Source organism: Streptomyces sp. iso_384, assembly GCF_056172905.1.
In genome coordinates this window covers 383,549-398,141 of record NZ_JBWBTT010000001.1, presented here as the reverse complement: position 1 = coordinate 398,141, position 14,593 = coordinate 383,549, and the positions used below count along the sequence as shown (strand labels likewise).

Sequence of the window (14,593 nt, the reverse complement as noted above, 5' to 3'; positions counted from 1 at the left end):
ACAGGTACCCCTTCCGTGGCTATCCAGAGTAACACGAGAACTGCATCTCCTGAATGGCGTTTTCGCAGGTCAGGGCATATCTCGGGGCTTGACAACAGCAACACGAACGTGCTGCGGAAGGCATCCGGAAGACGGTATTCGCAGGTCGGAGCCACTGTGCGCCCGGGGCGAAACACCCACGTCACACACCCCGGAAGCACTACAGAAGAGGCCGAAAGTCCCGTTTTGTCGGTTTGGGGATGGCGATCATTCCCTACTCCGTTCGGTGACCGCTCATCTGTACGGGCGTAACCGCCGGGCCGCAATGAAATTGATCAAGCCACATGTCGTGCGGCGCCTTTCCGCCCCGAAGCAGGGGAATGAAGAAGAAGCGACGACACGGCCGGAAGAATTGATCACGCGGATTATGTGAACGGCACATGACCTACCGACGGGTAGAACATCCGGAGAACCTCGTCCGAACCGCCTCCGGACCTCCTGCGAACCTCGTACGCACGCCCCGGCGAACACCTCGTGCGCCACCTCGTACGGGCACGCGCGGACGGTCCGGCGGGCCGGCGCGGAAGCCGCCCGGTCCACCCCTGATCGACGAGACCGCCCTCAGGGGCGGGTCGGGTGCAGGGCGGGCGGGGCGGCTCGGTAGCCTAAGGCCGCTGACACACCCTTAGGGCGGCTTTACCCCACCGCTCGACGCCCGACGTCCGAAGCCCGCAGTCCGATCGTTCAAGGAGTTGCCGCCGCCGTGAGCCGCAGCCTTCGACACGGCGCCCTCGCCGCCACCGCCACCGTGTTCTCGATCGTCTCCCTGTCCGCCTGCGCGGCGGGCAACAACGCCGAGACGCTCAAGATCAGGCCGGACAACCCGGCCACCTCGGTCGGCAGCATCAAGGTCCAGAACGTGAACGTGATCACGCAGCCCGACGGTGGCGCCGACGGCCCCGCCGTCGTCGCGGCGACGCTGTTCAACGACGGCACCGAGCGCGAGGTGCTGGAGGCGATCACGCTGCCCGGCAGCAACGTCGAGGTGAAACTCCAGGCCGCCAAGGGCAAGGGCCCCATCGTGGTCCCGGCCGGCGGCCAGGTCATCATCGGCGGCAAGGGCAACGCCGCCGCCGTGATCGAGAACAGCGGCGAGGCCGCGCGCAACGGCGACGTCCAGCAGGTCGTCTTCAAGCTCAGCCGGACCGGCGACGTCGGCCTCGGAGCCAGCGTCTTCCCGGCCGAGGGCTTCTTCAAGGACTTCGGCCCCAGCCCGAAGGCGGAGGCCCCCGCGCCGAAGCCGAGCCCGACGCCCTCGGGCGACGCGACCGGCAACGGCGAGACCCCCGCCGCGACCGAGGGCGCGACGGGCGGTACGCCGGCGAACGGCGCCGACACCGAGGGCGCGCAGGGCGACGCGGCCGCGCAGGGCACGGGCGACGTACCCGCGGCCAACTGACACGGCGGCTCCGGCCCCGTAACGCGGACCGCGCGGCAGCAGCACACACCACGCACGTCGAGGGGGCGCTTCCCGGCCGGGAAGCGCCCCCTCGACGTGTACGGGCCCCCGCGGTTTACGGCTCGAACTTGTAGCCCAGGCCGCGCACGGTGACGAGGTAGCGCGGCGCGCCCGGGTCGGGCTCGATCTTGGCGCGCAGACGCTTCACGTGGACGTCGAGGGTCTTGGTGTCGCCGACGTAGTCCGCGCCCCAGACCCGGTCGATGAGCTGCATCCGGGTCAGCACCCGGCCCGCGTTGCGCAGGAGCATCTCCAGCAGGTCGAACTCCTTGAGCGGGAGATCGACCTTGCCGCCGGAGACGGTGACCACGTGCCGGTCCACGTCCATCCGGACCGGGCCCGCCTCCAGGGCCGCCGGGGTGACCTCCTCCGGCTCGCCGCGGCGGCGCAGGACGGCCCGGATGCGGGCGACGAGCTCACGGGAGGAGAAGGGCTTGGTGACGTAGTCGTCGGCTCCTATTTCCAGCCCGACGACCTTGTCGATCTCGCTGTCCTTGGCGGTGACCATGATCACCGGCACGTTGGAGCGACTGCGGAGCTGGCGGCACACCTCGGTGCCGGGCAGGCCGGGCAGCATCAGGTCGAGCAGGACCAGGTCGGCGCCGTTGCGCTCGAACTCGTCCAGCCCGTCGGGGCCGGTCGCCGCGATGGCGACCTCGAAACCTTCCTTGCGCAGCATGTAGGACAGGGCGTCGCTGAAGGATTCCTCATCCTCGACGACAAGCACTCGGGTCACGGAAGAGCCTCCGGGGCAGGGAAGGGGTCAAAGGTGTCGGTCTCGTACGGCCCCTCGTCGTCGCCGTTGACGATAAGCGGTCCGCCGGTGGTGCGCTCCCTCGTGACGCCCGATTCGGGCAGCCGGAGGGTGAAGGTGGAGCCCTGTCCCTCGGAGCTCCAGACGGCGACCTCCCCGCCGTGCGAGGCGGCCACGTGCTTGACGATGGCGAGGCCGAGACCGGTGCCACCGGTGGCCCGGGAGCGGGCCGGATCGACGCGGTAGAACCGCTCGAAGACCCGTTCGCGGTCCTTCTCGGAGATGCCGATCCCCTGGTCGGTGACGGCTATCTCGATGAGGTCCCCGCCGGGCGACGCCATCCGGCGTGCGGCGATGCCGACGCGGGTGTGGGCGGGGCTGTAGTTGACGGCGTTCTCGACGAGATTGCCGAGCGCGCCGACGAGCTGGCCGCGGTTGCCCCAGACCGTGAGGCCCTCGGCTCCCGCGGAGGCCATGGTGATCTGCTTGGAGCCGGCCTGCTGGCGGCAGCGGTCGATCGCCTCGGCGACCAGCGTCTCCACCTTGACCGGCTCGGCGTCCTCCAGCGGGTCGTCGTTCTGCACCCGGGAGAGGTCGATGAGCTCCTGGACGAGGTTGGTCAGCCGGGTCGCCTCGATCTGCATCCGCCCGGCGAACCGCTCCACCGCCTCCGGGTCGTCGGAGGCGTCCATCACCGCCTCGGAGAGCAGCGAGAGCGCTCCGGTCGGCGTCTTGAGCTCATGGCTGACGTTGGCGACGAAGTCGCGCCGTACCGCTTCTATCCGGCGGGCCTCGGTGAGGTCCTCCACGAGCAGCAGCACCAGCCGCGAGCCCAGCGGGGCGACCCGGGCGGAGACGGCGAGGGTGTCGCCCCGGCCCGTGCCGCGCCGGGGCAGATCCAGCTCGACCTGTCGTATCTCCCCGTCCCGCCGGGTGTCCCGCGCCATGTTGAGCATGGGCTCGACGGCCAGCCGGCCGCCTCTGACCAGGCCCAGGGCGTACGCCGCCGAGCTGGCCTTGACCACGCCGTCGCTCTCGTCGAGGACGACGGCGGAGGAGCTGAGTACGGAGAGGACGGTGTCCACTCCGGGGGGAAGAGCTGCGTTGCTGTCCGGCCGCAGCGACGTACGCGTGGGCCGTTTCAGGTCGCGCTCGCTCCAGCGGAACGCCAGCATGGCGATCACACCGGTCAGGAGACCGGCAATCGCCGCAGCTGCGGCGACTGCCGCGTTCACGTCCATGCTTCAAGGTTATGCGGGTGCGACGACTCCCTCCCAGCCGTCCGAGTGCCATCTCGAACACTCGTCGCCCAGAGTTCACCGAGGGGTAGGAGCCGGTTCACTTAGGGGGTCGGATCCGGACGCGTTGTGCCCCCACCGTGTAACCGTGGGGGTCGGTCCGAGACCCCGGCCTCAGTTTGGAACTGGAGAGGGACTTCCATGCGCGACGCTTACCACGAGGAACTCGATTCGATCGGAGAAGGCCTGGTCGAGATGGCCCGGCTGGTCGGCTCGGCGATCGGGCGGGCGACCACGTCCATGCTCGACGCCGACCTGACGCTGGCGGAGAACGTGATCGCCGGCGACCAGAAGGTCGACGACCTCCAGCACGACCTGGAGGCCCGCGCCATCGCGCTCCTGGCCCGCCAGCAGCCGGTGGCGACCGACCTGCGCATCGTGGTGACCTCGCTGCGGATGAGCGCCGACCTGGAGCGCTCGGGCGACCTCGCCCAGCACGTGGCGAAGCTGGCCCGGCTGCGCTTCCCGCAGTCGGCGGTCCCGCACGACCTGCACGCCACCATCCTGGAGATGGGCCAGCTCGCCCAGCGCCTGATGGCCAAGGCGGCCGAGGTCATCATCACCAAGGACGTCGATCTGGCGCTCCAGCTGGAGCAGGACGACGACGAGATGGACCTGCTGCACCGCACGCTGTTCCAGCACCTGATGGACGACCGCTGGAAGCACGGCATCGAGACGGCCGTCGACGTGACGCTGCTGGGCCGCTACTACGAGCGCTTCGCCGACCACGCGGTGTCGGTCGCCAAGCGCGTGGTCTACCTGGTGACGGGCGAGCACGCGGACGAGATCCAGGCGGCGGCCCCGGTCGAGGGCGCGTAGCGGCCGCTCCGGTACGGCGGGGCGGCGCGTCGTCGTACCGGAGCTCCACCGGCGTACACGAGTCGCACATACGTTCCTGCGCGTGTGCGCCGTTGATGCGCCTGCCGGGATGGGCATGCAATGGGGCGGGGGCGGTGCACCATGCCGACGGCCGCCCCAGCCGTACGCCCCCGAGGAGGGACCATGGCCGATTCCCCCATGACCGACCCCCAGCAGGAGACCCCGACCGAAGTGGTGCACCGAGGCGTGCTCGGCGCCTGCGGCTGCGGCTCGGGCTGCGGGTGCGGCTGCCAGTCCGGCGCCCCGTGCCAGTGCGGCGGCTGCTCCGGCTGAGCCGCGCAGTACGCGTACGAGACGGACGGCGCCCGCCCGGATCATCCTCCGGGCGGGCGCCTTCCGCGTACGGGTTCCGGACCCCGGGCGGGCAGCCGTACGCGTACCGCTCAGCAGGCCCGCTCCACCGCCTCGGCCGGCACGGGCGCGGGCTCCGGCAGGGCCTCCACCGCGACCTGCTCCTCGCGCGGCAGGTTGCGCATCAGCAGCCAGTAGCCGAAGCCGGCGACGGTGCCGATCACGGCGCAGAGGGCCCAGAGCCAGGACGCGCCGTAGTGGTCGATCACGAAGCCGGACATCAGCGGCGCGACGAGCGCGGCCACCGACCAGGACATGGTGTACATGCCCTGGTAGCGGCCCCGGCCCCGGGCGGGCGACAGCTGCACGACCAGGCCCGTCTGGGTGGGCGCGTTCACGATCTCGGCCAGCGTCCAGACGCACACCGTCAGGGCGTACGCGGCGACCGACCCGGCGAAGGCGGTGAGCCCGTAGCCGTACCCGGCGAGCAGCGAGGAGAGGATCAGCAGCCGGCGCGGGTCGCGGTGCTGGATGAAGCGGGTGACGGGGATCTGGAGGACCACGATCAGCACGCCGTTGACGGCGATGGCGGTGCCGAAGTCGGAGCTGGACAGCCCGTCCGTGCCCATCGCCACCGGCAACGCCACGTAACCCTGCTGGAAGATCAGCGCCACCAGGAACGACAATCCCACGACGCCCATGAAGCGCCCGTCGCGCAGGACGGTGGTCAGCCGCACCTCGTCCTCGGGCCGCTTGCCGTCGGCGGTCTTCGCGCGTGCTTCCGCGGGACGTGACTCCGGCACCTTCAGGAACACGAGGACGGCGCAGACGAGCGTCATCAGGGCCTCGCCGAGGAAGCCGGCGAGGTAGCTGTACTCGGCGATGAACCCGGCGGCGGTGGCGGAGATCGCGAAGCCGAGGTTGATGGCCCAGTAGTTGAGCGAGAAGGCCCGGATCCGGTCCTTCGGGGGCACGATGTCCGCCATCATCGCCTGCACGGCGGGGCGTGAGGCGTTGCTCGCCATGCCGACGAGGAACGCCACGGCGGCGATGGCGAACGGGTGCTGCATGAAGCCGAGCACCGCCACCGACACGGCGGTGGACGTCTGGGCGATCAGCATGGTGGGCCGCCGCCCGAGCCGGTCGGTCATCACGCCCGCGCCGAGCGAGGAGATGACCCCGCCCAGCCCGTGGAGGGCGGCGACGAGCCCGGCGTACGAGGCGGAGTAGCCCCGGTCCAGGGTCAGATACAGGGCCATGAAGGTGGCGACGAACGCGCCGAGACGGTTGACCAGGGTGCTGGTCCACAGCCACCAGAACTCGCGGGGCATCCCCGAGACGGTCTCGCGGGCAGCTGTTCGCAGACCTGCGACGGACATAAGGGTTCCCCCCACGGGACGTACGGAACAAGGCCTCGGGTAATACCCCCGACGACGATGGAGACATTACGAAGCCCGGCTCCCCGACCGCCACCGGATTGACGCCCGCCGTCAATCCACCGGCCGGCGGGCCCGTCCGGCCCGCCCCTGTCCGCGTTCCGGGCGGGCGCGCGGAGGCCGCACGGGTTCGATTACGCTCGGACTCATGGCCGACGCACCGTACAAGCTGATCCTCCTCCGCCACGGCGAGAGCGAATGGAACGCGAAGAACCTGTTCACCGGTTGGGTGGACGTCAACCTCACCGAAAAGGGCGAGAAGGAAGCAGTCCGTGGCGGTGAGCTGCTCAAGGACGCCGGTCTGCTCCCCGACGTCCTGCACACCTCCCTCCAGCGCCGCGCGATCCGGACCGCCCAGCTGGCCCTGGAGTCCGCCGACCGCCTCTGGATCCCGGTCCGCCGCTCCTGGCGCCTGAACGAGCGCCACTACGGCGCGCTCCAGGGCAAGGACAAGGCGCAGACGCTCGCCGAGTTCGGCGAGGAGCAGTTCATGCTGTGGCGCCGCTCGTACGACACCCCGCCGCCGCCGCTGGCCCGCGACGACGAGTACAGCCAGTTCGACGACCCGCGCTACGCGACCCTCCCCCCGGAGCTGCGCCCGGACACGGAGTGCCTGAAGGACGTCGTCGTCCGCATGCTCCCGTACTGGTTCGACAGCATCGTCCCGGACCTCCTCACGGGCCGCACGGTCCTGGTCGCCGCGCACGGCAACAGCCTCCGCGGCCTGGTGAAGCACCTGGACGGCATCTCGGACGAGGACATCTCGGGCCTCAACATCCCGACCGGCATCCCGCTCTCGTACGAGCTGGACGCCGACTTCAAGCCGCTGAAGCCGGGCGGCACGTACCTCGACCCGGACGCGGCGAAGGCGGCCATCGAGGCTGTGAAGAACCAGGGCAAGAAGAAGTAGCGAAAGCGATCAGGCCCCTCACCTGCGTTTTTCGGGCAGGTGAGGGGCCGTTTCATTTCCCGGGCCGTCCGTGGGCCGTCAGCACGGAGGCTCGGGCGGCTGGAGCGCCGCGCTGATCGCCTTCCGCGCTCGGTCTCGGCTGCTCGGCATGAGGTGGGCGTACACCTTCAGCGTGAGGCCCGGGTCCGAGTGCCCCAAGTACTCGCTGACGGCCTTGATGCTCTCCCCCGCGTCCAGCAGCACCGACGCGTAGAAGTGCCGTAGAGCGTGCATCCCGTGCTCTCGGGCTGCGGCATGCTCCCGGCTCTTCGCCTTCGGGATGACGCCCACGGCTGCAAGAGCGGGCTTCCAGTGGTCCTCATTCAGCGACGTGCGCCAGACGTGCCCGCCAAGAGGGCCGGTGAAGATCAGACGCTTCGTCACGGGCGGTCCGCCGGCGCGCATCCACGGCAGCGTGATCTCAACCGGCGGGAAGTGCTTCATGTGCCGCTTGAGCGCGTCGGCCACGGGGGCGGGCAGGGGCACGTCCCGCAGCTTGCCCCCCTTGGGCGGTGCGAAGACGGGCTGACTCAAGCTCAGCTTGAGCTGCTGGACAACGTGAAGCGTCTCGTTGTCGAAGTCCAGTCCCTCCACCGAGAGGCCGAGAATCTCACCCTGCCTCAGTCCGCACCCGGCCCCTGCGTCGACCATGGGACGGAAGCGCTCGTTCAGGGCCTCCCGTACAGCGAAAACCCGCCCGGGCAGCCAGGGGACGACCCGTCGGGCCCCCATCTCCGGAAGCGACACCGTGCGCGAATGGCAGGGGTTCCGCGAGAGGTACCCGTCCTCGACAGCCGCACTCAGGATCGCCCGCACGTTGGAGAAGATGACGCGGGCGTACGAGCCGGACATGCTCGACGCTTCGAGCTGGGTGACGAACTCCCGGATATGGCTCGGCTGGAACGCTCCCAGAGGCCGCGACCCGATGCGCGGGAAGGCGTGCAGCTTGAGCTGGGAGCCGATGGAGGCCCGCGTGTTTGGATCCCCGCTCTGGCTGGCCAACCACTTCTCCCCGAACTCCTGGAACGTCATACGGGCCGCGCGCGGGTCGATGTACTGGCCGCGCGACATGTCGGCTTCGATGCCGGTCAGCCAGTGCTCGGCCTTGCGCTTCTGTCCGTCAGGGAAGGACTTTGACTTCTCCGTTCCGTCGGGGCTGATGTAGCGGGCGCGGTAGCGCATGCCGGTGCCGTGGCGGTCGGTCTTGAGGCGTGCGGGCTTGCCGGTGGGGCCGGGCTCGGTCTTGTACCAGCGGTCTTGGATGTGGCCAGCCATGGGGGCTGACTCCTCTCGGTGTGGTGGTTCAGGGAGAGAGACAGGGGGTGGCGGGAGCCGTGGTTTCCGGGGGTTTCCGGGGTGTTCGGGGGGTGCCTCCCTGCCTCCCTGAGTGGTGTTGTTGCAGGTCAGGTTGGGGAGGTTGGGTCAGGGAGGCGGGTAGGGAGTTCTCCCTGCCTCCCTGACCCGGCGGGGTGCGCCTCCCTGGCCTGTGCGGGGTGGCGGGGAGGCCGGGGCAGGGGGTCCGGGGTGGCTGCTGAGGCAGGTTTCGGGGTGGGTTCCGGCGGTGCCTCCCCGCCTCCCCGACCGGTGAGGGTCCGCCTCCCCCGGCTCGGCGGAGGGTGCCGGGCGGGGCACTGGCCCCCTCTACCGTCCTTACCTCGCAGGTGGGACGCCCTTACCTGCCCCTCTACCGAGGTAGAGGGCCCCCGGCTACCGTCGGGCCCCGGTGAAGGGGCCCAACGGCGGCCGGTCCACGGGCGCTCACGCATCCCGGGTAGAGCGGGAGGGCTCTACCTCCCTCTCGTGCGGGTGGCGGGTCAGGCTGCGTCGCGGGCGGCTTGTTCGGTGATCCAGTCGCGGACAGCTGCGGGGTCGTAGCGGATGTGCCGGCCGATGCGGAAGCCGGGCGGTCCGGTGCGGCGCTTGCGCCAGTGGTAGACGGTCTCGATCGGGACGGACAGCAGTGCGGCCAGGTCTTCGGGGGTGAGGTAGCGGTCGGGGAGTCCGGCGCGGAGGGTGGCGCGGGGGTCGGTGGGCATGGTGGTGGTGACTCCTCGTGTCCGGGGTGCGGTGCGCGGAGGGTGTAGCGGGGTACCGTCCTAGAGAGTTGGTGTAAGCCAGCGTCCAGAGCGATCCAGCGTCCGCACTCTCGGGTTTGCGCAGGTCAGTTGAGGTGAGATGGGCGGACGCTGGGGCGGACGCTGCGGACACTGGACGGCTTCAGCGTCCGCAGCGGATGACACGTCCGGGCCGCTGTGGGGCGGCCCGGCCCGGAAGGGTTCCGGTCGTGTCAGTGCAGGTCGGGCGGGAAGTCGTCCGGGTCCGGCAGGGGTTCCTCCGGCCAGAAAGAACCTTGGTCGGGCTCGGAGGGTGTGGACGCTGACGTGTCCTCCGGCGCGGTCCGGGTGAGGATCAGGAGGCGACGCCGGTCCGGGTCCTTACTACGCTGCGTGTCGTCCACGGTGATCCCGATGGACCGCAGGAGCGGGGCCAGCCGCTTGACCCTCCCTGAGGTCCGGGTCGGGTCCTTGGGCCAGTCAGGAGGCCGTACTCCGTTGGCGGGTTGGAGCTGTTCGAGGAGCTGGGCGGCGGTTCCAGTCCACGTCCCGGCCCGTGTCACCAGAGCGGCGAGAGCAGTGCCGAACAGGTCGCCTTCCAACGCGTCGCTGGCGACGTTCGAGGACGCGGCCAGGTAGTCGGGGAGGGTCTGCCAGCCGGTGACCTGGTCGACGGCGGCCAGGACGCGGGCGAAGTCCGCCATACGCGGCATCGTGTCGAGCCGAACCGAGGGCAGCACTTCCAGGACCCCGGCCAGCAGGTCCAGCAGCGCACCGAGTACCGCGGGGCGGGCTTCCGCGAACGCCGCGTCCAACTCCTCCTCCGAGCGGCGGCGGGCTCCGTCGATGAGTTGCAGTTCCACCATCAGGATCCGCTCGGCCAGGTCTCCGGCCAGGGCTCCGGCGTCGATGGTCGTCATGGCGAGCACGCGGCGGTAGGAGAGAACGACCACGTCGTCATCGGTGAACAGGGCCCGGTCGACGACACCGTCTCCGGTGACGGCCTTGCACAGGGTGTCCGACAGCCACCGGGGGATCGTGCTGATGTTGTCCAGGCACAACGCCCACGAGGTGAACGCCTGCCGGGACCATGCCTTCTCGTCGCGCGGCTGGCTGCGCCTGGCGGCCGGGGACGGGTCGATGAGGTTGATAGCCATCTGAGCCGTCATGGACTTGCCGGTGCCCTGCTCGCCCTTGCACGTCAGGATCGGGTGGGGGATGTCGGGCAGCCAGGCCGCCGCCATCCACGCGGCCATCTGACGGAACGCGCTCTCGTCCATGTTCAGCATGGAGTGGAACCGGTCCAGGCCGTCCGGGGTGCGGACGGGCACGGGCATGGGCGCCATCGCCCCGGAGCGGCGGAAGAGAACCGGAGCCCGGTCGACGACTTCCCAGTGGCCGGCCGACACCACGACCGCGCGGCCGTCGGCGGTGCCGAGATCGACCACAATCCGCCCCTCAGGGGTGGAGCCGACCCGCAGATGCACGGGGAGGGGGTCGTTGTCCTCCGCGATCCCTTCCAGCACCGTCATGGCGTCCGCAAGGGCCGACTGCGAGGCGACGTCACCGTCGAACGTGTCGGCGTACAGGCGGGCCAGACGCTGCCGAACTCCGGTCTTGCCCCGCAGGGGGAGCGCGAGGTTCGGGCCGTCGATGGCGACCGCGTAGGGGCGGGCGTCGGTCGACATGACGAACGTGTACCGCTCCCGCGCCAACGCGACCAGGCGGGTTGCGGCCGACGGCTTCTTGCCCCCGTCCTCCCCCGACTTCCCACCCGACCGGCGGACGTTCACGGTCGGGCGGCCGGTGTTCACGCCGGACCGATCGATGTTCACGGGCGGCGGCCCGGTCGGGTTGGCGGGGTCGATCGGTCGGGGGTGACCGTTCACGTGCTGGACATCGGTGTTCATGCGCTCACCCCTCGATCGGTCGGCTGTTCACAGGTGTTCAGTCGGGCGGTCCGCCGGGGGTGCGCGAGTCGGCCGACCCGCACCGCACGACGATCCTGTTTGCGGTGTTTTGCCTGGTCAGGAGTCGACCGTTCACGGGCCGTGCGGGCGTGAACGAGTCGGGCCAGCAGCAGCCAGTTCACTTCCCCCGGACCGAGCATGGTCGGGGCCGGTCGGGTCGATCGGTCGGACGCGGTGAACACCGACTCGTCGGTCGTGAACACGTTGCCCGGGTCGGTGTGACGGGGGGTGTGACGCGGGTCGTCACGCTGGTCGGGGCGGTGGGCCCAGACCAGCAGCAGGGCGATGGAGAGCGGGAAGCGATCGGCCTTGGCGTGGTTGCAGGGGCGGCAGGCGAGCACGAGCGCACCGGCCGACCACGTCCGCAGCAGCGACACCGGCACGACGTGATCGAGGGTCGCTTCCCTCAGTGAGACGAACGGCACGGCGCAGTAGGCGCACCGCTGGCCGTCGCGGACGGCGAGCTGGTGCTTGCGCGCGCGTCGGCGGGTGGAGTTGAGCGGGTGGCCGTTCCTCATGCCGACACCCCGTGCACAGCTCCCGCACCCGCCAGGTGCTCAACCAGGCGCTCCAGGTCGTTGATCCGCTCCCGGAGGGTCTTCACGGTCGCGGACCGGTCACCCAGGTCGAACCCCAACTCCTCCGCCGTGGCCCGGTAGACCGCGCACAGCAGGAAACGGTAGGTCTCGTTCGGTCGCCTCCGGCCATGCTCCCAGCCGGAGAGCTGGACCTTCAGCGACGGTTCCGAAGCCACCTGCCACCCCCGGGACCGGGCCAGCAGGACCAGGGCGCGGACCGCCTTCTCCTGCGACCAGCCCCGGGCGACCCGGGCCCGTCCCAGCGGGGTGTCCGCAGCCTGAAGCTGATAGGGCTGCTCCGGCCCGGCAGCGGTCGCGGTGTCGAGAGTGGTCGTCACGCCCGGCCCCCCGGGAGCTCCTGCCGGTTGCCCTCACGCTGGGCCCGGATCGACGCCTGAGCGTGGACCGGACACAGCATGGCGAGCTGGTCCTGACCCTCTCCGTAGACGGCCCGGATCTGCCGGGTGCCACGGCACGGGCAATCACCGTCGACCACAGCGGTCAGGTTGCGCCGCCGCGTCTGCTCGCTCATCCCGAACCACAGGACGTTGTTCGCGGACTGCTGATCGGCAACGGCCAGACGGCGCGCGGCGGGGAACCGCTGCTCGTGCCGCTGAGCGATCTGCGCCGTGACGAGACCGCTCATCTCCAGCAGCCGGTAGCCGTAGCGGAACGCGGCCCGACGGCCGATCTCCTCCAGCCCCAGCCGCTCAACGCCCTGCACGATCCAGTCCCGAACCTGCTCGGGCGACTGGCGGCGACGGTTGGCAGGCATGTCCGACGCGTACAGGGCCACGGCCCGCTCCGCGCCGGTCAGGTCCTGCACCCACACCGCACCGGACTGAACCGGCACACGGGGAAGCGGCGTCGCTAAGGTTCCAGGCATCATGGTCTTACCCCTTCGAGGGTCGGGGAGCGGCGTTCTGCTTGGCGGTAGGGAGCCGCTCCCTGTGAGAGCCCTGGCCCTTTGGCCAGGGCTTTCTTTCGGTCAGCACCAGGCGCACAGCGCTGCCGTGCCTCCCCGACCAGAGCGACCGGTGGGCACACCCCTAAGGTTCCCTAGGGCACCCTAGGGTGTCAAGCGGTACGCTAGGGAACGCATCAACAGAGAGAAGGAGCTGACGAAATGCCGGACCAGGTCGGGCAGCGGGCGCCGTACGCACGAATCGCCGCTCACTACACGGAGCTGATCACCTCAGGGCAGCTTCGGCCGGGCGAACTTCTGCCCAGCATCAAGACCCTGGCACAGGAGTGGGGTGTCAGTACCGCCACGGCTGAGAAGGCGTTGCGGCAGCTTCGCGGCGAAGGGCTCGTGCGAGGCATTCACGGCATCGGTACCGAGGTGATCGACCGCCCCACGCCGATGTCCTCAGGCTCCCAGCGGCAGGACCGGGGCCACCGCAGCGGTTCAAGCTGGGGAGCGGGTGAGCGGTCCGACTCACATGAGGCATCGGTGGTCTCAGCGCCGGCCGATGTGGCAGCGGCTTTGGACATCACGCCGGACTCGGACGTCATCCGCCGACGCCGGGTATACCGCGATCGCCTTGGCATCGTCGCGCACTCAACCTCGTGGATCCCCGCTGAGTACGGACATCTGGTGCCCCAACTCGCCAAGAGTGCGCGCCTCACCGGTGGCACGTCGTTGCAGCTCATCGCCCAGGCCACCGGACGGCCGATCACTCGCCGGATCGACACCGCTTCAGCCCGCTCGCTGAGGCCCGCAGACGCGAAGCTTCTAGAGCTAGACCCGTCGAACCTCCCGATGGAGCCGGTGGTCGTCATGACCGCGAAGTTCATCGACAGCTCGGGCCAGGTCGTGGAGTACGGCGTGGACCTCGGCGGTCCGGGCCGGACATGGCTCACAGAGTCGGAGGTAGCGCAGTGACGGCGGCTTCGGCTTCAGAGCCGTTCTGCGTCCTGATGGCGGGGCTTCCCGGGTCTGGTAAGACGACGCTCTCGCGCGCTCTCACGGCCCGTGGATTCGTCCGTCTATGCCCGGACGAAGAGATGTTCCGTCGCCACGGCGTGTATGGAGTCGACTTCCCACGAGGCATCTTCCCGAAGCTGGAACGCCCGGTGCTGGAGGAGACCGCCGTGGACCTTGGCGAGCAGCTTCGGGCAGGACACAACGTCGTGGTGGATCACGGGTTCTGGACTCCAGAAGACCGCACGCACTGGAGTGCGGTGGTCGCTAACGCCGGAGGCCGGTCAGTGCTCGTCTACTTGGAGGCAAGCCACGAGGAACTTTGGACGCGGGTCAGCGAGCGAAACGCTCGGCACCAGGCCGACGCAAACTCAATCTTCTTCTCGGAAAGCGACCTGGCCAGGTATCGGACGAGATTCATCCCGCCTCAGCCCGATGAGCCCCACATCGTCTACGGCGGTGACCCGGATTCCGTGCTGAAAGCGCTCGAAACAGCAGGGCTCAAACTTGGGCGCTAGGTGCTAGTTCGCAGCTCAGAAGCGCTTTCGGGTGCTAGCGCCCCTGCTAGACCTAGCAAGGGTCCTTGCTAGGTCTAGCAGGGGCGCTCACTCTGCCCACGGGCCAATAGGCCCGGAGGCGTCTGGCTCGACACGGCCTCCCCGCGCGGACGCGTGCACGCGGAGTAGCGGAGTTTCCGGTTTCCTGGTTTCCGACAGGGGCCCCCACGCGTGCGCGCGCGAGACGGGAAACTTCCGTCACCCAGCGTCGCTACGGGGGCTTTGGCGGCCGAACGGGGTTCGGGGGTCTCCGACCTACCCGGAAGGGGGTCCAGCGCGCCCGTGGGGCGCTGGTGGGCTTGGCCTACCGGTTCCGGAGAAGGGATAGAGCGAGCGGCAAGCCGCACGACCCTGGGCAGCTCGCTCCGCGAGCGCGCACCCCGCCGGCCAACTCGGGCAGCTTGA

At 69.8% G+C, this 14,593-nt stretch carries 15 protein-coding genes; 6 read left to right on the top strand and 9 right to left on the bottom strand.

Going from position 1 to position 14,593, the window contains the following annotated elements; all coding sequences use genetic code 11:
• The first annotated feature begins 742 nt into the window (after positions 1-742).
• Complete coding sequence (locus AC0VY3_RS01810) at positions 743-1,438, top strand: DUF461 domain-containing protein (RefSeq protein WP_103511805.1); 696 nt, start codon at positions 743-745, stop codon at positions 1,436-1,438.
• Positions 1,439-1,553: 115 nt separating this feature from the next.
• On the opposite strand, the gene phoP is transcribed toward AC0VY3_RS01810, so the two are convergent.
• Both phoP and phoR read right to left on the bottom strand, forming a co-directional pair.
• On the bottom strand, positions 1,554-2,225 hold the full coding sequence (gene phoP, locus AC0VY3_RS01805; protein WP_007446453.1) for a two-component system response regulator PhoP: 672 nt from the start codon (positions 2,223-2,225) through the stop codon (positions 1,554-1,556).
• 5 nt (positions 2,226-2,230) lie between these two features.
• The gene (gene phoR / locus AC0VY3_RS01800) at positions 2,231-3,493 is read right to left on the bottom strand and encodes a two-component system sensor histidine kinase PhoR (RefSeq protein ID WP_103511806.1); all 1,263 of its coding nucleotides are present in this window, start codon (positions 3,491-3,493) and stop codon (positions 2,231-2,233) included.
• Positions 3,494-3,691: 198 nt separating this feature from the next.
• On the opposite strand from phoR, the gene phoU reads away from it, so the two are divergent.
• Both phoU and AC0VY3_RS01790 read left to right on the top strand, forming a co-directional pair.
• Positions 3,692-4,369, top strand: a complete 678-nt coding sequence (gene phoU / locus AC0VY3_RS01795; protein ID WP_006125649.1) for a phosphate signaling complex protein PhoU — start codon at positions 3,692-3,694, stop codon at positions 4,367-4,369.
• 183 nt (positions 4,370-4,552) lie between these two features.
• Positions 4,553-4,702: a hypothetical protein gene (locus AC0VY3_RS01790; RefSeq protein WP_170994697.1), complete on the top strand. Its 150-nt coding sequence runs from the start codon at positions 4,553-4,555 to the stop codon at positions 4,700-4,702.
• A gap of 110 nt (positions 4,703-4,812) precedes the next feature.
• Here the strand turns inward: AC0VY3_RS01790 and AC0VY3_RS01785 are convergent, their stop codons facing one another.
• Positions 4,813-6,099 (bottom strand): MDR family MFS transporter, encoded by a 1,287-nt coding sequence (locus AC0VY3_RS01785; RefSeq protein ID WP_103511807.1) that lies wholly within the window; start codon positions 6,097-6,099, stop codon positions 4,813-4,815.
• A gap of 205 nt (positions 6,100-6,304) precedes the next feature.
• Between AC0VY3_RS01785 and AC0VY3_RS01780 the strand changes: the two genes are divergently transcribed.
• Positions 6,305-7,066 (top strand): phosphoglyceromutase, encoded by a 762-nt coding sequence (locus tag AC0VY3_RS01780; protein WP_030078295.1) that lies wholly within the window; start codon positions 6,305-6,307, stop codon positions 7,064-7,066.
• Positions 7,067-7,144: 78 nt separating this feature from the next.
• Here the strand turns inward: AC0VY3_RS01780 and AC0VY3_RS01775 are convergent, their stop codons facing one another.
• The 6 genes from AC0VY3_RS01775 to AC0VY3_RS01750 all read right to left on the bottom strand — a co-directional run bounded on the left by AC0VY3_RS01775 (position 7,145) and on the right by AC0VY3_RS01750 (position 12,560).
• Positions 7,145-8,380 carry a tyrosine-type recombinase/integrase gene (locus AC0VY3_RS01775; protein ID WP_475548739.1) on the bottom strand — a complete coding sequence of 412 codons (1,236 nt, stop codon included), beginning with the start codon at positions 8,378-8,380 and terminating at the stop codon, positions 7,145-7,147.
• Between the two features lie 539 nt (positions 8,381-8,919).
• Complete coding sequence (locus AC0VY3_RS01770) at positions 8,920-9,141, bottom strand: helix-turn-helix transcriptional regulator (protein ID WP_097867535.1); 222 nt, start codon at positions 9,139-9,141, stop codon at positions 8,920-8,922.
• 251 nt (positions 9,142-9,392) lie between these two features.
• Positions 9,393-11,069 carry an ATP-binding protein gene (locus AC0VY3_RS01765; protein ID WP_475548738.1) on the bottom strand — a complete coding sequence of 559 codons (1,677 nt, stop codon included), beginning with the start codon at positions 11,067-11,069 and terminating at the stop codon, positions 9,393-9,395.
• Complete coding sequence (locus tag AC0VY3_RS01760) at positions 11,066-11,647, bottom strand: HNH endonuclease (protein ID WP_475548737.1); 582 nt, start codon at positions 11,645-11,647, stop codon at positions 11,066-11,068. Before AC0VY3_RS01760 ends, AC0VY3_RS01765 begins: the two co-directional genes overlap by 4 nt.
• Entirely contained in the window at positions 11,644-12,045 is a 402-nt protein-coding gene (locus AC0VY3_RS01755) for an XRE family transcriptional regulator (RefSeq protein ID WP_475548736.1), read from the bottom strand. Before AC0VY3_RS01755 ends, AC0VY3_RS01760 begins: the two co-directional genes overlap by 4 nt.
• Positions 12,042-12,560: a hypothetical protein gene (locus AC0VY3_RS01750; RefSeq protein WP_475548735.1), complete on the bottom strand. Its 519-nt coding sequence runs from the start codon at positions 12,558-12,560 to the stop codon at positions 12,042-12,044. Before AC0VY3_RS01750 ends, AC0VY3_RS01755 begins: the two co-directional genes overlap by 4 nt.
• 273 nt (positions 12,561-12,833) lie before the next feature.
• On the opposite strand from AC0VY3_RS01750, the gene AC0VY3_RS01745 reads away from it, so the two are divergent.
• Both AC0VY3_RS01745 and AC0VY3_RS01740 read left to right on the top strand, forming a co-directional pair.
• Positions 12,834-13,592, top strand: coding sequence for a GntR family transcriptional regulator (locus AC0VY3_RS01745; RefSeq protein WP_205086329.1), 759 nt, complete (start codon positions 12,834-12,836; stop codon positions 13,590-13,592).
• Positions 13,589-14,149, top strand: coding sequence for a P-loop nucleotide/nucleoside kinase family protein (locus tag AC0VY3_RS01740; protein WP_475548734.1), 561 nt, complete (start codon positions 13,589-13,591; stop codon positions 14,147-14,149). The genes AC0VY3_RS01745 and AC0VY3_RS01740 overlap by 4 nt, the downstream gene beginning before the upstream one ends.
• The last annotated feature ends 444 nt before the right edge of the window (positions 14,150-14,593 follow it).

Excerpts from the sequence above, each read along its gene's own strand:
- AC0VY3_RS01790 (WP_170994697.1), top strand. The coding sequence starts at position 4,553 with ATGGCCGATTCCCCCATGACCGACCCCCAGCAGGAGACCCCGACCGAA.
- AC0VY3_RS01775 (WP_475548739.1), bottom strand. The coding sequence starts at position 8,380 with ATGGCTGGCCACATCCAAGACCGCTGGTACAAGACCGAGCCCGGCCCC.
- AC0VY3_RS01745 (WP_205086329.1), top strand. The coding sequence starts at position 12,834 with ATGCCGGACCAGGTCGGGCAGCGGGCGCCGTACGCACGAATCGCCGCT.
- AC0VY3_RS01760 (WP_475548737.1), bottom strand. The coding sequence starts at position 11,647 with ATGAGGAACGGCCACCCGCTCAACTCCACCCGCCGACGCGCGCGCAAG.
- phoR (WP_103511806.1), bottom strand. The coding sequence starts at position 3,493 with ATGGACGTGAACGCGGCAGTCGCCGCAGCTGCGGCGATTGCCGGTCTC.
- AC0VY3_RS01780 (WP_030078295.1), top strand. The coding sequence starts at position 6,305 with ATGGCCGACGCACCGTACAAGCTGATCCTCCTCCGCCACGGCGAGAGC.
- AC0VY3_RS01770 (WP_097867535.1), bottom strand. The coding sequence starts at position 9,141 with ATGCCCACCGACCCCCGCGCCACCCTCCGCGCCGGACTCCCCGACCGC.
- phoU (WP_006125649.1), top strand. The coding sequence starts at position 3,692 with ATGCGCGACGCTTACCACGAGGAACTCGATTCGATCGGAGAAGGCCTG.
- AC0VY3_RS01785 (WP_103511807.1), bottom strand. The coding sequence starts at position 6,099 with ATGTCCGTCGCAGGTCTGCGAACAGCTGCCCGCGAGACCGTCTCGGGG.
- AC0VY3_RS01765 (WP_475548738.1), bottom strand. The coding sequence starts at position 11,069 with ATGAACACCGATGTCCAGCACGTGAACGGTCACCCCCGACCGATCGAC.